17 protein-coding genes are annotated in these 17,444 nt (G+C 36.9%); 9 read left to right on the plus strand and 8 right to left on the minus strand.

Translation table 11 applies throughout. The features are described from left to right. The first annotated feature begins 150 nt into the window (after positions 1-150). Genes IAE51_RS02080 through IAE51_RS02090 form a run of 3 tightly spaced genes read left to right on the plus strand, consistent with a single transcriptional unit; the run spans position 151 to position 3,708 of the window. Positions 151-1,671, plus strand: coding sequence for an ABC transporter ATP-binding protein (locus IAE51_RS02080; RefSeq protein WP_058211432.1), 1,521 nt, complete (start codon positions 151-153; stop codon positions 1,669-1,671). Continuing rightward, complete coding sequence (locus tag IAE51_RS02085; RefSeq protein ID WP_058203163.1) at positions 1,664-2,758, plus strand: ABC transporter permease; 1,095 nt, start codon at positions 1,664-1,666, stop codon at positions 2,756-2,758. The genes IAE51_RS02080 and IAE51_RS02085 overlap by 8 nt, the downstream gene beginning before the upstream one ends. Further along, on the plus strand, positions 2,755-3,708 hold the full coding sequence (locus IAE51_RS02090) for an ABC transporter permease (protein ID WP_017864585.1): 954 nt from the start codon (positions 2,755-2,757) through the stop codon (positions 3,706-3,708). Before IAE51_RS02085 ends, IAE51_RS02090 begins: the two co-directional genes overlap by 4 nt. 118 nt (positions 3,709-3,826) lie before the next feature. Here the strand turns inward: IAE51_RS02090 and IAE51_RS02095 are convergent, their stop codons facing one another. The 6 genes from IAE51_RS02095 to IAE51_RS02120 all read right to left on the minus strand — a co-directional run bounded on the left by IAE51_RS02095 (position 3,827) and on the right by IAE51_RS02120 (position 11,196). Then, the gene (locus IAE51_RS02095) at positions 3,827-4,804 is read right to left on the minus strand and encodes an L-lactate dehydrogenase (protein WP_003131075.1); all 978 of its coding nucleotides are present in this window, start codon (positions 4,802-4,804) and stop codon (positions 3,827-3,829) included. 117 nt (positions 4,805-4,921) lie between these two features. Beyond that, positions 4,922-6,430: a pyruvate kinase gene (pyk, locus tag IAE51_RS02100; protein ID WP_003131076.1), complete on the minus strand. Its 1,509-nt coding sequence runs from the start codon at positions 6,428-6,430 to the stop codon at positions 4,922-4,924. An 87-nt stretch (positions 6,431-6,517) separates the two neighbouring features. Continuing rightward, complete coding sequence (gene pfkA, locus IAE51_RS02105) at positions 6,518-7,540, minus strand: 6-phosphofructokinase (protein WP_003131080.1); 1,023 nt, start codon at positions 7,538-7,540, stop codon at positions 6,518-6,520. A 385-nt stretch (positions 7,541-7,925) separates the two neighbouring features. Then, positions 7,926-9,074, minus strand: a complete 1,149-nt coding sequence (nagA, locus tag IAE51_RS02110; protein ID WP_010905894.1) for an N-acetylglucosamine-6-phosphate deacetylase — start codon at positions 9,072-9,074, stop codon at positions 7,926-7,928. Positions 9,075-9,246: 172 nt separating this feature from the next. Then, positions 9,247-10,425, minus strand: a complete 1,179-nt coding sequence (locus IAE51_RS02115) for a toxic anion resistance protein (protein ID WP_003131084.1) — start codon at positions 10,423-10,425, stop codon at positions 9,247-9,249. Between the two features lie 144 nt (positions 10,426-10,569). Then, positions 10,570-11,196: a 5-bromo-4-chloroindolyl phosphate hydrolysis family protein gene (locus tag IAE51_RS02120; protein ID WP_010905895.1), complete on the minus strand. Its 627-nt coding sequence runs from the start codon at positions 11,194-11,196 to the stop codon at positions 10,570-10,572. Positions 11,197-11,387: 191 nt separating this feature from the next. On the opposite strand from IAE51_RS02120, the gene IAE51_RS02125 reads away from it, so the two are divergent. The 6 genes from IAE51_RS02125 (at position 11,388) to rsmG (ending at position 16,065) form a co-directional block, all read left to right on the plus strand. Then, on the plus strand, positions 11,388-12,413 hold the full coding sequence (locus IAE51_RS02125; protein WP_003131086.1) for an NAD(P)H-dependent glycerol-3-phosphate dehydrogenase: 1,026 nt from the start codon (positions 11,388-11,390) through the stop codon (positions 12,411-12,413). Positions 12,414-12,455: 42 nt separating this feature from the next. Then, positions 12,456-13,397: a UTP--glucose-1-phosphate uridylyltransferase GalU gene (gene galU, locus IAE51_RS02130; protein ID WP_015426578.1), complete on the plus strand. Its 942-nt coding sequence runs from the start codon at positions 12,456-12,458 to the stop codon at positions 13,395-13,397. 70 nt (positions 13,398-13,467) lie between these two features. Continuing rightward, complete coding sequence (locus IAE51_RS02135; protein WP_129880878.1) at positions 13,468-13,875, plus strand: NusG domain II-containing protein; 408 nt, start codon at positions 13,468-13,470, stop codon at positions 13,873-13,875. Continuing rightward, the gene (locus IAE51_RS02140; RefSeq protein WP_003131089.1) at positions 13,872-14,402 is read left to right on the plus strand and encodes a Gx transporter family protein; all 531 of its coding nucleotides are present in this window, start codon (positions 13,872-13,874) and stop codon (positions 14,400-14,402) included. Before IAE51_RS02135 ends, IAE51_RS02140 begins: the two co-directional genes overlap by 4 nt. Beyond that, positions 14,393-15,352: a polyprenyl synthetase family protein gene (locus IAE51_RS02145; RefSeq protein WP_017864589.1), complete on the plus strand. Its 960-nt coding sequence runs from the start codon at positions 14,393-14,395 to the stop codon at positions 15,350-15,352. The genes IAE51_RS02140 and IAE51_RS02145 overlap by 10 nt, the downstream gene beginning before the upstream one ends. Further along, on the plus strand, positions 15,349-16,065 hold the full coding sequence (rsmG, locus tag IAE51_RS02150; RefSeq protein WP_200094617.1) for a 16S rRNA (guanine(527)-N(7))-methyltransferase RsmG: 717 nt from the start codon (positions 15,349-15,351) through the stop codon (positions 16,063-16,065). The genes IAE51_RS02145 and rsmG overlap by 4 nt, the downstream gene beginning before the upstream one ends. 15 nt (positions 16,066-16,080) lie before the next feature. Here the strand turns inward: rsmG and IAE51_RS02155 are convergent, their stop codons facing one another. Next, entirely contained in the window at positions 16,081-16,545 is a 465-nt protein-coding gene (locus IAE51_RS02155; protein ID WP_012897962.1) for a hypothetical protein, read from the minus strand. Position 16,546: 1 nt separating this feature from the next. Then, on the minus strand, positions 16,547-17,260 hold the full coding sequence (pyrF, locus tag IAE51_RS02160; protein ID WP_058203167.1) for an orotidine-5'-phosphate decarboxylase: 714 nt from the start codon (positions 17,258-17,260) through the stop codon (positions 16,547-16,549). Positions 17,261-17,444: the final 184 nt, after the last annotated feature.

Below are 17,444 nucleotides of genomic sequence, written 5' to 3' on the forward strand. Positions count from 1 at the left end.
TTAACCAAGCTTTTTTAAAAACCAATTATTAGGAAAAGCACTCTCATTATTGGAATGACGGGGCTTTCATAAATTGGACAAATTTGATATAATTAAATTTGTAATTTTTACAATTTACATTATTATATTATTTTATAAGAAGGAGCCAATATGGCAAATGAAACTGTCATTCAAATGATTGATGTCACCAAACGTTTTGGTGATTTTGTCGCTAATGACAAAGTCAATCTTGAGTTGAAGAAAGGTGAGATTCATGCTTTGCTCGGCGAAAATGGAGCCGGTAAGTCAACCTTGATGAACATTCTTTCAGGACTCCTCGAGCCTAGCGAAGGTGAAGTCCACGTTAAGGGAAAGCTCGAAAATATCGACTCTCCGTCTAAAGCAGCAAACCTCGGTATCGGAATGGTTCACCAACACTTCATGTTAGTTGACGCCTTCACAGTTACTGAAAACATCATCCTTGGTAATGAAGTTACTAAAGGAATCAATCTCGATTTAAAGACTGCTAAGAAAAAAATACTTGAACTTTCTGAGCGTTATGGTCTTTCTGTTGAACCTGATGCGCTCATCCGTGATATTTCTGTCGGTCAGCAACAAAGGGTTGAAATCTTAAAAACACTCTATCGTGGAGCTGATATCTTAATTTTTGATGAACCAACAGCGGTTTTGACTCCAGCTGAAATTTCTGAATTGATGCAAATCATGAAGAATTTAATTAAAGAAGGCAAGTCAATCATCCTCATCACACATAAATTGGATGAAATCCGTGCGGTAGCTGACCGTATCACAGTTATTCGTCGTGGTAAATCAATTGATACTGTTGAACTTGGTGACAAAACGAATCAAGAACTTGCAGAATTAATGGTTGGACGCTCAGTTTCATTCATCACCGAGAAAGCTCCCGCTCAACCTAAAGATATTGTCCTCGAAATTAAGGACTTAAATATCAAAGAAAGTCGCGGTTCTCTAAAAGTAAAAGGATTATCACTTGATGTTCGTGCCGGTGAAATTGTAGGGGTTGCCGGAATTGATGGAAATGGTCAAACAGAATTAGTGAAAGCTATTACTGGTTTGACAAAGGTTGATTCCGGTTCTATCAAACTCCACAATAAAGATATCACCAACCAACGCCCCCGTAAAATCACAGAACAATCTGTCGGGCATGTCCCAGAAGACAGACATCGGGACGGACTTGTTTTGGAAATGACAGTAGCCGAAAATATTGCTTTGCAAACCTACTACAAACCACCAATGAGCAAATATGGTTTCCTTGATTATAGTCAAATAAATAGTCACGCTCGCAAACTCATGGAAGAATTTGACGTTCGTGGTGCTGGTGAATGGGTTTCTGCTGCTTCTCTTTCTGGTGGTAATCAGCAAAAAGCAATTATCGCCCGTGAAATCGACCGAAATCCTGACCTCCTAATCGTATCACAGCCCACTCGTGGACTCGATGTTGGTGCGATTGAATATATTCATAAACGTTTAATCCAAGCTCGTGATGAAGGAAAAGCAGTTCTTGTTATTTCTTTTGAACTTGACGAAATTCTAAATGTTTCCGACCGAATCGCTGTTATTCACGATGGTCAAATTCAGGGAATTGTAAGCCCTGAAACAACCACAAAGCAAGAACTCGGTATTTTAATGGTTGGAGGAAACATAAATGAATAGTAAAACAAAAAAAGTCCTTGTTCCTCTGATAGCCATTGTTTTTGGTTTCTTATTGGGAGCAATTATCATGCTAGCCTTTGGCTACAACCCAATTTGGGGTTATGAAGACCTCTTCATTTCTGCTTTAGGAAATGCAAGAGCAATCGGTGAAACCTTACAAACAATGGGCCCACTAATTTTGACCGCTTTATCTTTTGCGGTAGCAATGAAAGTAGGTCTCTTCAATATCGGGATGTCTGGTCAAGCACTTGCTGGTTGGATTAGCTCGATGTGGTTTGCTTTGAGTTTCCCAGATATCCCACGTTTATTGATGATTCCTTTAGTTGTAATCATTGGAATGTTCTTCGGTGCATTTATGGGATTCATACCAGGTATTCTTCGTGCTCTCCTTGGAACATCAGAAGTTATCACCACAATCATGCTAAACTATATCATGTTGTTCTTCTCAACATTTATGATTCATAGCATGTTCCAAAAAAGTATCCTGATGGATAATACTACTGACCAGACAAAACTAATTAGTGCCAATGCTTCTTTCAGAACAAATTGGATGTCATCATTAACTGATAATTCAACCTTAAATATTGGATTAATCATTGCATTGATTGCCCTTGTGATTATGGCGATTATCTTTACTAAAACAACTCTAGGATTTGAAATCAAAGCTGTTGGTTTAAATCCTGACGCTTCAGAATATGCTGGTATTTCAGCAAAACGTACCCTTATCCTATCTATGGTTGTCGCTGGTGCCCTTGCTGGTCTTGGTGGTGTTGTTTACGGATTTGGATACATGCAAAACTTTGTTTCTCAGTCAGCGTCCCTCGACATCGGATTCAACGGGATGGCCGTTGCACTTCTTGGTGGTAATAGTCCTATAGGTATTCTCTTTGCCGCTCTTCTTTTCTCAGTTCTTCAAACAGGTGCTCCTGGTATGACAAATGATGGTATCCCACCAGAAATCGTTAAAGTCGTCACTGCTTCAATTATTTTCTTTATCGCAGTGAAATTCATTATCGAAGTCATGTTACCAAAAGCTAAAGAAATAAAAGCATCAGAAGCTGCTAAGAAGAAAGGAGAAAAAGCATGAATCTTGTAAATACTTTACAAATCATTGTCGCTAATATGCTCATCTATTCAACTCCTCTAATCTTTACAAGTATTGGTGGTGTCTTCTCCGAACGAGGCGGTATCGTCAATGTCGGTCTTGAAGGAATAATGACTATCGGAGCTTTCAGTTCCGTTGTATTCAACTTAACTACTGCCGGAATGTTTGGAAGTATGACTCCATGGCTCTCAATCCTTTTTGGAGCTTTAATTGGTGCTCTCTTCTCTTCTCTTCATGCGGTGGCTACAGTGAACCTAAGAGCAGACCATATCGTATCTGGTACTGTACTCAACTTGATGGCTCCAGCACTCGGAGTTTTCCTACTTCAAGTTTTCTATCAACAAGGTCAAATTAATATCAGTGAACAAATCGGTTATTGGAACGTTCCACTACTATCAAACATTCCTGTCATTGGTAAAATCTTCTTTAGTCAAACCTCTCTACCAGGGTTTCTTGCAATTGTTGTAGCCATTCTCGCTTGGTACGTTCTATTTAAAACACGTTTTGGTCTTCGCCTTCGCTCAGTTGGTGAAAACCCACAAGCAGCTGATACCCTAGGAATCAACGTTTATGCCTACCGTTGGGCTGGTGTGCTTCTCTCAGGTGTCCTCGGTGGGGTAGGTGGTGCAATTTATGCTCAAGCAATTTCTGGTAACTTCTCAGTTTCAACAATTGCTGGTCAAGGGTTCATTTCACTTGCAGCTATGATTTTTGGTAAATGGAATCCTATTGGAGCAATGTTATCATCACTTCTCTTTGGGCTCTTTACCTCACTTGCTGTTGTCGGTGGTCAAATCCCTGGAATCAAAGAAATCCCTTCTTCATTCCTACAAATGGCTCCATATGTCTTTACAATTATTGTCTTGGCACTCTTTCTTGGAAAAGCAATTGCGCCTAAGGCTGATGGTGTTAACTACATCAAATCTAAATAACTTTACAAAAATAAAAAGTCTGTTGATGAACAGACTTTTTTATTATACTTTTAGCTTAACAAATTTAATTTAAAATAAAAAAAGAGCTAGTTGAAATCTCAACCAACTCTTTTTATTTTTAGTTTTTAACTGCAGAAGCAAATTCTTCTTTAGCAAAAGCTTCGTCAATGATTGCTTTCAATTGAGCACCAGAAGCTTCCATTTTTTGCATTTCAGCATCATTCAATGGAATGTGGATTGGGTTAACAACACCTTCAGCACCAACTACAGCTGGTTGACCAAGGTAGCAGTCGCTTACGCCATATTGTCCATCTTGGAATACTGATACAGGAAGTACTGCATGTTCATCATCAAGAATTGCTTTAGTAATACGAGCAAGAGCTACAGCGACACCATAGAATGTTGCACCTTTTTTAGCGATGATTGAGTAAGCAGCATCACGTACAGATTCAAACAATTCAACGATTTCAGCTTCGTTAAGGTAGTCATTTTCTTGGAACCATTGTTCCAATTTAACACCAGCAACGTTAGCGTGTGACCAAACGGCAAATTCTGAGTCACCGTGTTCACCCATGATGTATGCGTGGATTGAACGAGCGTCAACATCAACTTTTTCTGCCAATGCTTGACGGAAACGTGCAGTATCAAGTGAAGTACCTGAACCTACAACGCGGTTTTTAGGGAAACCTGAGAATTTCCAAGTAGCGTATGTCAAGATATCAACTGGGTTAGCAGCAACAAGGAAGATTCCTTTGAAACCTGAAGCAACAATTTTAGTGACAACATCTTTAGTGATACGAAGATTTTTTTCAACAAGGTCAAGACGAGTTTCACCTGGTTTTTGTGGAGCACCAGAAGTCAAGACAACGAGGTCAGCGTCGCTTGCATCAGAGTAGTCTGCAGAGTAAATCTTTTTAGGTGAAGTAAATGCCAAGGCATGAGAAAGGTCTTCTGCATCTCCTTGAGTTTTTTCTTTAAAAAGGTCAACAATTCCTAATTCTTGTGCAATCCCTTGGTTTACAAGAGCAAAAGCGTATGATGAACCTACAGCACCGTCACCTACAAGGATAACTTTTTTACGTTGTTTATCAGCCATGATTTTCTTTAATTCCTTTCAAATTATAAACGAGTATTTTATAAAATATAATCTTTTCAACAATAGGGCCTGTCGATAGCGGCAGGCATTATTGTTTTAAGATTCTTAATTGACAAATTATTTAACAGTGCGGATACGCATTGTATTTGTACGACCAGTACCAACTGGAACACCAGCAACGATGATGATATTGTCACCAGATTCAACTAAACCTGAAGCCAAAGCAACTTTTTCAGCAACTTCAAACATGTCATCTGTAGATGAAGGTTTTTCAGTCATCGTTGGGATTACACCCCAGTTAATCATCAATCCACGTTCAACTTTTTCGTCAAATGTAATAGCCAAGATGTCAGCATTAGGACGGTGTTTAGAAATCAAACGAGCAGTGTTACCTGATTCAGTCAAAGCAACAATCAATTTGATATCCATAGCTTCTGCAGCGTTTTTAACTGATGCAGCAACTACTTCTGTTACAGTTGATTTGTCGTAACGTTCTGGGTGAAGACGTCCGTATTCTTTCAACATTGTTTGAGCGTTTTTGTTAACAGTAGCCATTGTACGAACTGATTCGCGTGGGTATTTACCATTAGCAGATTCACCTGAAAGCATTGTTGCGTCAGTTCCGTCAATAACAGCGTTGAATACGTCTGAAATTTCTGAACGTGTAGCACGTGGGTTGTAAGTCATTGATTCAAGCATGTTTGTTGCAGTAACAACGATTTTACCTGCTTTGTTAACTTTGCTGATGATCAATTTTTGGTAAACTGGAACCATTTCAAATGGAACTTCGATACCCATGTCACCACGAGCGATCATGATACCATCAGCTGCTTCGATGATTTCATCAAGGTTTTCGATACCTTGTTGGTTTTCAATTTTAGCCAAAAGTTGTACGTGTGGATTTCCAGTTTCTTCACAAATACGACGTACTTCTTTAACGTCATTTGCAGTACGTACGAATGAGATAGCGATAAAGTTGATTCCGCCAGGTTGTGAAAGTCCGAAACGGATATCCGCATCATCACGTTCAGCAAGAGCTGGGAAAGGAATTTTAGTGTTAGGAATGTTAACACCTTTTTGTTTACCAATAACGCCATCATTTTGTGCTTCAACTTCAAACTCACGAGTTGCTGCATCTTTACCAGTCAATGACAAACCAAGTTTACCATCGTCAATCAAAATAGTTTGACCGATTTCAACATCATCAAAGATATCAAGACCACCAGCTACGTTCAAAGCAATCAATTCAGGAGTTGATTTAAGACCTTGTTTAGTTGCAACGCGGAATTTATCTCCAGTAACAACGCTGATTGCATCAGCACCGTCAGCAAAGAGTTCTGTACGCATTTCAGGACCTTTAGTATCAAGCAAGAAACCTACTTTATGACCAGCGATTTCTTCAGCACGGTGAACTGTTGCCATACGAGCACCTTGTTCAGGATGGTCACCGTGTGAGAAGTTGAAACGGAAGACATTTGCGCCTTCTTCAATCAAAGCTGCAATGTTTTTTGCTGATGCTTCGACGTCAAGAGATTCTCCCCAATAGCCGCTTTCACCAAATTTTTTGCCACCACGAATTTCGACAGCAGGTCCAAGAGTTGAGACGATTTTTACACGTTTATTCATTTTGTGTTTTTCTCCTATAATGATTAATTATATATCTCTGCCCTAATTATGCGTTTAACACTTAACTAGAAACAGATTTGCAGTAACTTAGTTAAGGTTAAGATTGTTGAGTGCTGAGTTAAGACGGTAAAGTTCAAGACCAGCTTTATGCGGGTTATTTACTTTGATTCCACCTTCAGTAGTCAAACTAAAGAGTGCTCCTTCTTCAGCTGTTCCGAGAATTGGACTTTCTACAAGTTCTTCATTACGGATACCAACGGCTACGCCACCGATTCCATCACGAAGCAATTCAACGGCACGAGCACCCATACGTGAAGCAAGAACACGGTCACGAGCTGTTGGTGAACCACCACGTTGGATGTGTCCAAGGACAGAAACGCGAAGGTCCCCTTTATAACCAGCTTCTTTAAGTTTTGTAGCAAATTCTTCACCAGTCATTACACCTTCAGCAAGAACGATGATGTGGTGATTTTTACCTTTTTCGTAGCCTTTGTTAATGTTGTTAACTACGTTTTCAAACTTAAATTCTTTTTCTGGAATACAAATATCATCTGCACCAGCAGCGATACCAGCATTCAAAGCGATATCTCCAGCATTACGTCCCATTACTTCTACAACGAAAGTACGGTTATGTGATGATGAAGTATCACGGATTTTATCCAAGGCATCTACAACTGTTGAAACAGCTGTATCAAATCCAATTGTAAAATCAGTTCCTACGATATCGTTATCGATTGTTCCTGGAAGTCCAACAGCTGGGAAACCATGTTCTGTAAGACGCATAGCTCCATGATAAGAACCATCACCACCGATTACAACGACACCTTCGATACCGAATTTTTTAAGTTGCTCAATCCCAGCAAGTTGTCCTTCTACTTGAGCAAATTCTGGGTAGCGTGCTGAATACAAGAATGTACCACCACGACCGATTTTATCACCAACTGAAGCTGACGTAAGCGGGAAAATATCTCCCGCAACCATGCCCGCATATCCGTGATTGATACCGTAAACTTCGATACCTTCAGAAATTGCTTTGCGAACAACTGCACGAATAGCCGCATTCATTCCTGGGGCATCACCACCAGAAGTCAAAACTGCAATGCGTTTCATTTAAATCTGTCCTCCGAAATTGAGATACATAGCAAAAATACGTAAACGTTATTAATATTTTTACCATGTTCATTTGTTGTCTAGTTCATTATATCACGTATTTATAAAAAAATCTCTTTACAAACTGTATGAAACGTTTTCATTGTTTCTTTTTTTCTAAGCCTTATTTTGCAAGGGTTTTCTAGCATTTTCAAATAAAATTTATAGACTTCATTTGCTCTTAATTCTTCTATAATATGACACAATAATAGCCATTCTATTCTTTTATATTTTAACAAAAAAGTAAATAATCTTTTACCTTTTTGTTTATTTTTCTGATTATTCAACTTGAAAAATGAAATATTTTCAAAAAAAAATGAATTCCTTGCGAAATTCATTTTTTATATTACGCTTCATAGCGTTTTTCACCATCAAGATAAGTTGCAACTAAATCAAAATCATTGTCTAAAACGATAAAATCAGCTGACAAACCTGGTTTTATTTGACCACAAACATCATCAATGTTTACAGATTTTGCTGGTGTCAATGAAGCCATCATAATTGCTTCTGCTGGTGTGGCAATCCCCCAGTCAATGACATTTTTAACAGCTGTTTTGAGTGTTAAAATTGAAGCAGCAGGGCGTCCTGTTGGAAGCCATGCGGCTCCGTCACGAACTTCTACTTCGTATTCGCCAAGCATATAAGGTCCGTCAGGAAGTCCTGCGGCACGCATTGAGTCTGTAATCAAAACAACATGGTCAGCACCTTTCATTTTCATTACAATTTCAGCTGCTTCTGGACGAACATGGTGTCCATCACAAATTAACTCAGCATAAGTGTTTGGTGTATTTAAAATTGCTCCAACCATTCCTGGTTCTTGGTGAGTCATTCCAGACATTCCATTAAAGGTGTGAACCCAAACAGATGCTCCAGCTTGTACCCCAGCAACTGCTTGTTTATAAGTCGCATTTGAATGTCCCAATGCAATAACAACACCTGATTCAGTTGCTTTACGGATAAAGTCTTCTGAACCATCACGTTCTGGGGCAAGACCGATTTTTTTGAGCATTCCATGTGCAGCTTCTTGCCAATCTTCAAGTTCCCACATTTTGGCATCGCGCATGTATTTAGGGTTTTGAGCCCCTTTCTTTTCTTCTGTAAAGAATGGACCTTCAAAGAAAATACCACGAACTTTGGCTCCGCGAGCTTCTTGGTAATGTTCTCCTACAACCGTACAAACTGCTTTCAATCCTTCATGATCATCGGTCAAAGGACTTGGTAAAAATGAAGTGACCCCTGCTGACAACAAGCCTTCTGACATTGTTCCCATAATTCCTTCAACTTCAGCATCTTGAGCATCCGCTCCACCAAAACCATGGATATGTGTTTCAACAAGACCTGGGGCAATTGATTGACCTGAATAATCTAAAATGTCAGCTCCTGCTGGTGCTTCTTCTGTCCACTCTCCAAATTTTCCATCAGTAATTTCTAAGAAACCACCTTTTTTTGTTTCATAAGCGTAGAAAAATTGATCTGCTTTAATATAGTAAGTCATAAATATCTCCTCTTCTTTTTCTTTAATTTTAGCACCCTTTATCTTTTTTGTCAATAAACAGTATATACCAATTATCACTATAAAAAATTACTGACAGATTTTGCCTGAGCCTATACAAATCATGCTTTAGCAGATGAAAATAGCGCTCAATTTCTGTCAGTAATTTTAAAATTTAATTTAATTGTTTATTATTTGATAATTGTAACAATTTTTCTTTAATTTCTTCTTCCATTTTAGAAAGTTCAACCTCACCTTGTTGACGTTTTTGACGTCCTTCGGCCTGAATTCTCATGGTTTCTTGAATAGTATCAACTAAGTTTTGTTGAGTTAATTTTAATGTTTCAATATCTACTAAACCACGTTCATTTTCAGTTGCAGCCTCAATTGTTGATGCTTTAAGCATTTCTGAATTTTTACGCAACAAATCGTTGGTTGTTTCTGAAACAATACGTTGACTTGTCAAAGCATCTTTTTGTTTTAAGAGGGTCAAAGCAATCGCAACCTGATTTTTCCATAGTGGAATGGCAGTGTTAATTGAAGTTTGGATTTTCTCAGCTAATTCTTGATTGGTATTTTGAATGAGACGAATTTGTGGGGCTTGTTGAATTGTCAACTGACGAGCAAGACGCAAGTCATGAGCTCGTTTTTCTAAGCGATTTTTATATGATTCTAAATCATTCACTTTTTGAACAATCAAGGCATTGTCAGTCGAATCTTGAGCTTCTTTTCGAGCTTGCGGAATAATTTCTGTATCTAATTCTTGGACTTTTAATTCAGCACCTGCAATATAAACATTCAAAGCCTTGAAATAATTCAAGTTTTCATCGTAAAGTTTATCGAGCATTTCATTATCTTGCAAAAGTCCTTGTTGTTCATTGTTCAATTTTGCAGAAATTTTATCAATACCTGCCCCAATTTTTTGGTATTTTTGCGTCACTTCAAAAATTGAACGTTTAACTTTACCAAACATTTTGGTAAAAATCCCTTTATTTTCAGCCACCAATTCGTTTGGATTAGCTTGTTGTAAGTTAAACATCAAATCTGTCAGTGAAGAACCAACTTCACCCAAATCTTGTGCCTGAACTTTATTTAAGACACTTTGAGAAAAAGCCGAAATCTTATCTTGGGCGCTTGCTCCATAGTTAATGACAGACTGAGCACTTGATTCATCCAACTGTTTTGATAATTCTTTTGCTTTTTCTAATTCTTCCGTAGAAAGAACTTCTACTGCTGCTAAAGAGGCTTTTTCGTGCATTTTTACAATTTCTGACTTTTGTTGTTCATCTAATTGCTCTGCCTCTTTAATGACTTTATCATTGGTCATCAAATCATCTAAAATTGGATTATCCATATCTTTAATTTCCTTTGCTATACTTATATTTCTTTACTTTTAATTATAAATGATTCCTGCCAAAATTGACAGGAATATTTGTTTTTTTACTGACAGAATCATCAGTTTTACTGACAAGAATTTTTAAAATGTCTGTCAGTAAAATTATTTGTCAAAATCAACTTGATGTTTGATGACATTGACATCGTCCATCAAAATTTCATGGTAGTTTTTAGAAATTGAATGTGAGAGTGTTTTTATCAAAAGTAAGGTTTCATCTAAATCACGATTGATTTCTTCTGTTCTTACTGACTGTTTCTTCATCTCAATAAATTTCTCTGACAATTTGACCATGTTTGGCAAGTCTTTATATAGAAACTCATTTTGTTTTGTGAGTTCTTGTGGATTTTGAACAATATATTTAAACGTTTGTTTGCTGGCTTCTAAACCACCTGTCACTGATTCAACAACTTGTAAATCATCTTCTTTTTTCAGTAATTTTTCCCAAGTTTTGATATTTTCTTTTGCTTCTGACAAGTTTTCACGGAAAATTTTAATATCCGTATCTGAGAGTCCTGCTTCGTGGTAACGTTCAATATTTTCTTTTTTGCTCATTCCTTTATCCTTATATCCTTCTTCTCTTTCATCGGGGTTTTTTCGCATAAAACTAATTCCGATAATCATTTTTATAATTAAGAAAAAGAGAACTAATCCAAAAATCACATTCACGATTCCTAGATGACCATAACCGAACATCATGTCCTGATGATTCATAAATAAACTGACTGGCATATTTTTTTCCTCCCGCTTGCGTCCTGTTCTCACAAGTTTCTAATTTTTAAATTTCATTTTTAAGAATAACCTTTCGGATATATCTCTATTTTATCATAATATTTGAACCCTAAATCATACTTAGGGCTGATTTTTATTCTTGCTTATGTTAAAATGTAAAGGAAACCAAAACGAAAGAAAGGATCATTTCTATGAATCCACAAAAAATTGCAGTTTTAGGCCCAGGTTCGTGGGGAACTGCACTTTCACAAGTTCTTAATGATAATGGTCATGAAGTTCGTATCTGGGGAAATAACCCAGAACAGATGGCTGAAATTAATGAAAAGCATACAAATACACGCTATTTTAAAGATGTTGTTTTGGATGAAAAAATAAAAGCATTTGATCGTTTAGATTTAGCTTTAGAAGACGTTGATGCTATTTTATTTGTTGTACCAACTAAAGTGACACGTTTGGTCGCAAAACAAGTAGCCGAAGTCCTTAAACACAAAGTCCACATTCTTCACGCTTCTAAAGGGCTTGAACAAGGGACACATGAGCGAATTTCTACTATTCTTGAAGAAGAAATCCCCGCTCAATTGCGAGGAGAAATCGTGGTAGTTTCTGGCCCTTCTCATGCTGAAGAAACAATTGTTCGTGATATTACTTTAATTTCTGCAGCTTCTAAAGACCATGATGAAGCGAAATACGCTCAAGCGATCTTTAGCAACGACTACTTCCGTCTTTATACTAATACTGATGTTATTGGTGTTGAAACAGCTGGCGCCCTTAAAAATATTATTGCTGTAGGTGCGGGCGCTCTGCACGGTCTTGGTTTTGGTGATAATGCTAAAGCAGCAATTATTACACGTGGTCTTGCCGAAATTACTCGTTTAGGTGTGGCTATGGGGGCTGAACCTTTAACTTATAGCGGTTTGTCTGGTGTTGGTGACTTAATTGTAACAGGTACTTCAATTCACTCACGAAACTGGCGCGCGGGTGATGCTCTTGGTCGCGGCGAAAAGCTAGCTGATATTGAAAAAAATATGGGAATGGTTATTGAAGGTGTTTCAACCACTAAAGCTGCTTTTGAGCTCGCTCAACAGCTAGGTATCGATATGCCAATTACCGAAACAATCTACAAAGTTCTCTATGAAAATCTAGATGCAAAAACTGGAATTCTTGATATCATGCGCCGCGAAACTCGTGCCGAAAATGAATTCATTAATAATAAATAAAAAGTAAATACGATTTATCTAACTATAAAGGAGTTATTATCCATGAAACAAAACACTATTCCAACTAAAGCCAGAAAAGTACGTAAAGCTGTTATTCCTGCCGCTGGTCTCGGAACTCGCTTTTTGCCAGCAACTAAAGCGATTGCCAAAGAAATGTTGCCAATCGTTGACAAACCTACTATTCAATTTATCGTTGAAGAAGCCTTGAAATCAGGAATCGAAGATATTTTGATTGTTACTGGTAAAGCAAAACGTCCTATTGAAGACCATTTTGACTCAAACATTGAGCTTGAACAAAATTTGCTTGAAAAAGGAAAAACAGAATTACTTAAACTTGTTGAAGAAACAACAGATATTAATCTTCACTTTATCCGTCAATCTCATCCAAAAGGATTGGGACATGCCGTTCTTCAAGCTAAAGCTTTTGTTGGAAATGAGCCTTTTGTAGTCATGCTTGGCGATGACTTGATGAATATTACTGGGAATGAAACTCCTTTAACTAAAGACCTAATCAATGATTATGAAAAAACTCACGCTTCAACAATCGCGGTTATGAAAGTTCCTCATGATGATGTTGATAAATATGGTGTCATTGACCCTAACGGTGAAGTTTCTAAAGGCCTTTACAATGTTGAACGTTTTGTCGAAAAACCAAATGTTGATGAAGCTCCTTCTGACCTTGCAATTATCGGTCGTTACCTCTTAACTCCTGAAATTTTTGATGTTTTAGAAACACAAGTTCCCGGTGCTGGAAATGAAATCCAATTGACTGATGCTATCGAACGTTTGAATAAAACACAACGCGTTTTTGCTCATGAATTTACTGGAAAACGTTATGATGTTGGTGATAAACTTGGTTTTGTTGAAACAACAATTGAATATGGTTTAGAACACCCACAAATCGGGGCGAATTTGAAAAACTACATCATTGAAAAAGCAAAAGAGCTTTCTAAAGATGACTCAAAAAATATCACTAAAAAATAAGAAAGAGCCGAAAGGCTTTTTCTTTTTGATTTCGTGAATTTTTTCATTAATTCTGCTATAATTAACCTTAATGAACTTCTTTAAAAACACGGTTAATTTTTTTAAAAGCATAAAGACAAAACCGCTTGATTTTGTTATTATTTTTCTACTGTTCATCGCTTCTTTCTCAACCTTGTTCTTCTTCGCTACTGGTTCCAAGGGAGCTCAGGCCGAACTAAGAATTAGTGGTAAGGTGATTAAAACTTTTGATTTAAATAAAAATCAAACTTGGACCTACCGTGATAAAGATGGCGATTATAATAAAATACAAGTTAAAAATGGTGAAATTGCGGTTGTCGAAGCCAATTGTAAAGACCAAATTGACGTCCAAAGGGGCTATATTTCTAAGACTGGGGAAACTATTGTCTGTTTACCTCATAATTTAGTGATTGAAGTTATGAGTGGTCAAAAGGATGAACGGGTAGATTATAAAGTATGAATATTAAAGAATACGTTTATGTTTCTCTATTGACAGCTGCTGCGGTAGTTATGGGAATTATTGAAAGCTCTTTACCTCCTTTTTTTGCTTTTGCACCTGGAGCTAAAGTGGGCCTTGCCAATTTGGTGATGATTATTGCAGTTTTCACTTTAAGATGGCGACAAGTTTGGGTCATGCAAATTCTTCGTCTATTAATTACAGCACTTTTTACTGGTTTTTCCGTTTTTCTGTACTCTTTTGCAGGCGGAATCTTATCTCTATTAGCCATGTATTTGATGAAGCAATTTGGACCAAAACTGGTTTCAATGATTGGAATTTCGACAGTTGGTGGATTTTTTCATAATTTTGGCCAATTAGCAATGGCTTCTCTTTTAGCTAAAACAACTTCTGTGATGCTTTATTTGCCTTGGCTTGCCTTTTTTGGAATACTTGCTGGTTTTGCAATTGGCATTGCTGGGAATCAATTAATTACACGTGTTAAACCTATTCAAGAACTATTTATTAAAGAAAGTAAACAATGGACTTAAAAAATAACTTTTGGAAAGACTATCCAGAGCTTGAAAAAGAATTGGTTCAAGTTCAACAATTAATGAAAAGCCACGTTACCATCAAAAATTCAGATGTTAAATCGGCTATTTTTGATATATTTGATGCGGGCGGAAAAATGTTGCGTCCAGCTTATTTACTTTTATTTTCAGGATTTACTGATCTTTCTGAAAATGAAAGATTGGCACTTGCGGCTTCTGTCGAAATGATGCATACAGCGACTTTAGTTCATGATGATGTCATTGACCACGCAGACACACGGCGTGGCGTAGCTACTTTGTCAGCAAAATACGGACCAGAAATTGCCGTCTATGCTGGGGACTATTTATTTATTGCTGTCTTTCGTCTAATGTCTGAACACTCATTAGAATTATCAAATTTAACCAAAAATATTGGTTCAATTGAGCGTTTATTAGGTGGTGAGCTTGGTCAACTTAATCATCATTTTAATCTTCAACAAACTTTAGATGATTATATTGAAAATATTTCAGGAAAAACGGGAGAACTTTTTGCACTTTCTGCTTCTGTTGCTCCTTTAATTTCTAAAAATAATACATTGACCAAACGAGCTTATAAAATTGGAATGAATATTGGGATTTCTTTCCAAATTATGGATGATTATTTAGATTATGCATCGACTGCTCAAACGCTTGGAAAACCGGTACTTGAAGACATTAAACAAGGCATTTATTCTGCTCCTGTTCTCTTTGCTTTACAGGAAAACAATGCTCTTGTTTCTGAATTAATTAAAAATGAAAAATTTGATGAAGTTTATGATTTTATCAAAACTTCTGATGCCCTTGAAAAAACCAAAGCACTTGCAAAATCTTATACTCTTTCAGCATTAAATTTAATTGATAAATTACCAAAAGGTAAAAATCGTGAGCTGATTGCTGAAATTACTAGAAAACTTTTGGAGCGAACTTTATGACCCCTGATGAATTTTTGTCAGCACTGGCAGAATTTGATATTCAACTCTCTGATAAACAAATCAAACAGTTTGAACGCTATTTTGAACTCTTGGTTGAATGGAATGAAAAAATTAACCTGACAGCAATTACTGAAAAAAATGAAGTCTATTTAAAACATTTTTATGATTCTATTGCACCAATTTTATATGGATTGATTACTGACCAACCTGTCAGCATTTTAGATATTGGTGCTGGAGCTGGTTTTCCTAGCTTACCAATGAAAATTATTTTCCCTGAATTAAAAGTGACTATCATTGATTCTCTCAATAAGCGAATTAATTTTTTAAGTTTACTGACAGAGGAATTAGGCCTCGAAAATGTGACTTTACTTCACGGACGAGCTGAAGATTTTGGTCAGGATGCTAATTATCGTGGAACTTTTGATTTTGTTACTGCCCGTGCGGTTGCTAGACTTTCTGTTTTGACTGAATTTACGATTCCCTTTCTCAAGAAAAATGGTATTTTATTGTCATTAAAAGCAGCTCAATTTGAAGAAGAATTGAATGACGCTAAAAAGGCAATTGCTACACTTGGCGGAAAATTTATCAAAGAAGTCGCTTATGAATTGCCTAACGGTGATGAGCGTCACATTGCTCTGATTGAAAAGAAAAAAGAAACCCCTAAAAAATACCCACGCAAAGCCGGAACTCCTGCAAAAAATCCAATAAAATAAAAAAATCGGCCATTTTTAGCCGATTTTTTTGCTGAGATTAATCACCAATACTGAAATAGAAACAATCGCAGTAAAACTATTCATGACCATTGCAGGTGCCGTCAGTGAAAGGCTAGTAAAGATTGAGAGTAAGATAAAAGTAATATGTATTGACCGATAGCGAAACCAAAATTTAGTAAATTTATTCTTCCACACTTTTTGACTTTGTTTTTGACTTTTATTTTGAATTTTAAACCATGACCTTACGACGACAACAACAATTAAGTCTAATAGGAGCATGTAAGCAAAAACCATCGCAAAAGTAATCCCAACTGATAAATAATCAATCTCGGCTAAAACTTTATAAAGAGTGATTGTTTTATTATCAACTTGTAAATAAACATCACCAACAATCGTATAAATTTCTATGAATAATCGAGCCAGTATAAAAGCTACAAATATTCCAAGTAACACAACCAAAAAGTGAAGTAATTTTTTCATTTTATTGATTCCATTCTGCTTTTATCGCATGGTAGCTAGCTACTGGATCTTTTGCTTGGGTAATTGGACGGCCGACAACAATATAATCTGAACCAATTGTTCTTGCTTCTTTAGGTGTCATTACTCGTTTTTGGTCGCCTTTACTTGCACCTTCTGGGCGAATTCCTGGTGTGAGACAAATGAATTCTTTCGATGTCGCTGCTTTAATTTTTTCAACTTCATGTGCCGAACAAACGACACCGTCAAGTCCTGCTTGAGCGGTTTTTTGTGCGTAATTAATAACCGATTCTTCAAGACTAGTCATAATTTTTTGGTCATTTTGCATAATTTCCTCAGAAGTTGAGGTTAATTGTGTGACCGCAATTAATTTTGGTCTTTGCCGTCCAACTGGCGTTCCAGCCTCTAAACCACGTTTAGCCGCGATCATCATTTCAACACCACCAGCGGCGTGAACATTAACCATATCCACTCCCAAACGTGCTAAGACACGCATTGAGGATTCAACAGTATTTGGAATATCATGGAGTTTTAAATCAAGGAATACACTGTGACCGAGCGATTTTACATAGTAAACAACTTGGGGTCCAGCCGTGTAAAAAAGTTCCATTCCTAGTTTAATATACAATTGTTCTGACGGATCAAATTTTTCGAGAAAATCTTTTACGTCTGAGAATTCAGGGAAATCAAGGGCAATGACAGGTCTATTTTCTTGCATTTTTTCTACTTCCTTTTTCTAAATATTTAATGACAGAATTATCAGCTCCGCTGACAATTCTTTTAGCTATCCATAAAATGCTCGCTTTGGTCGCTAACGAACGAGAGAATTATCAGTTCCACTGACAATTCTTTTAACTATAGATAAAATGCTCGCTTTGGTCGCATTTTACTTACAGAATGAT

Source organism: Lactococcus sp. S64, from assembly GCF_016516525.1.
In the GTDB taxonomy this organism is placed as follows: domain Bacteria; phylum Bacillota; class Bacilli; order Lactobacillales; family Streptococcaceae; genus Lactococcus; species Lactococcus lactis.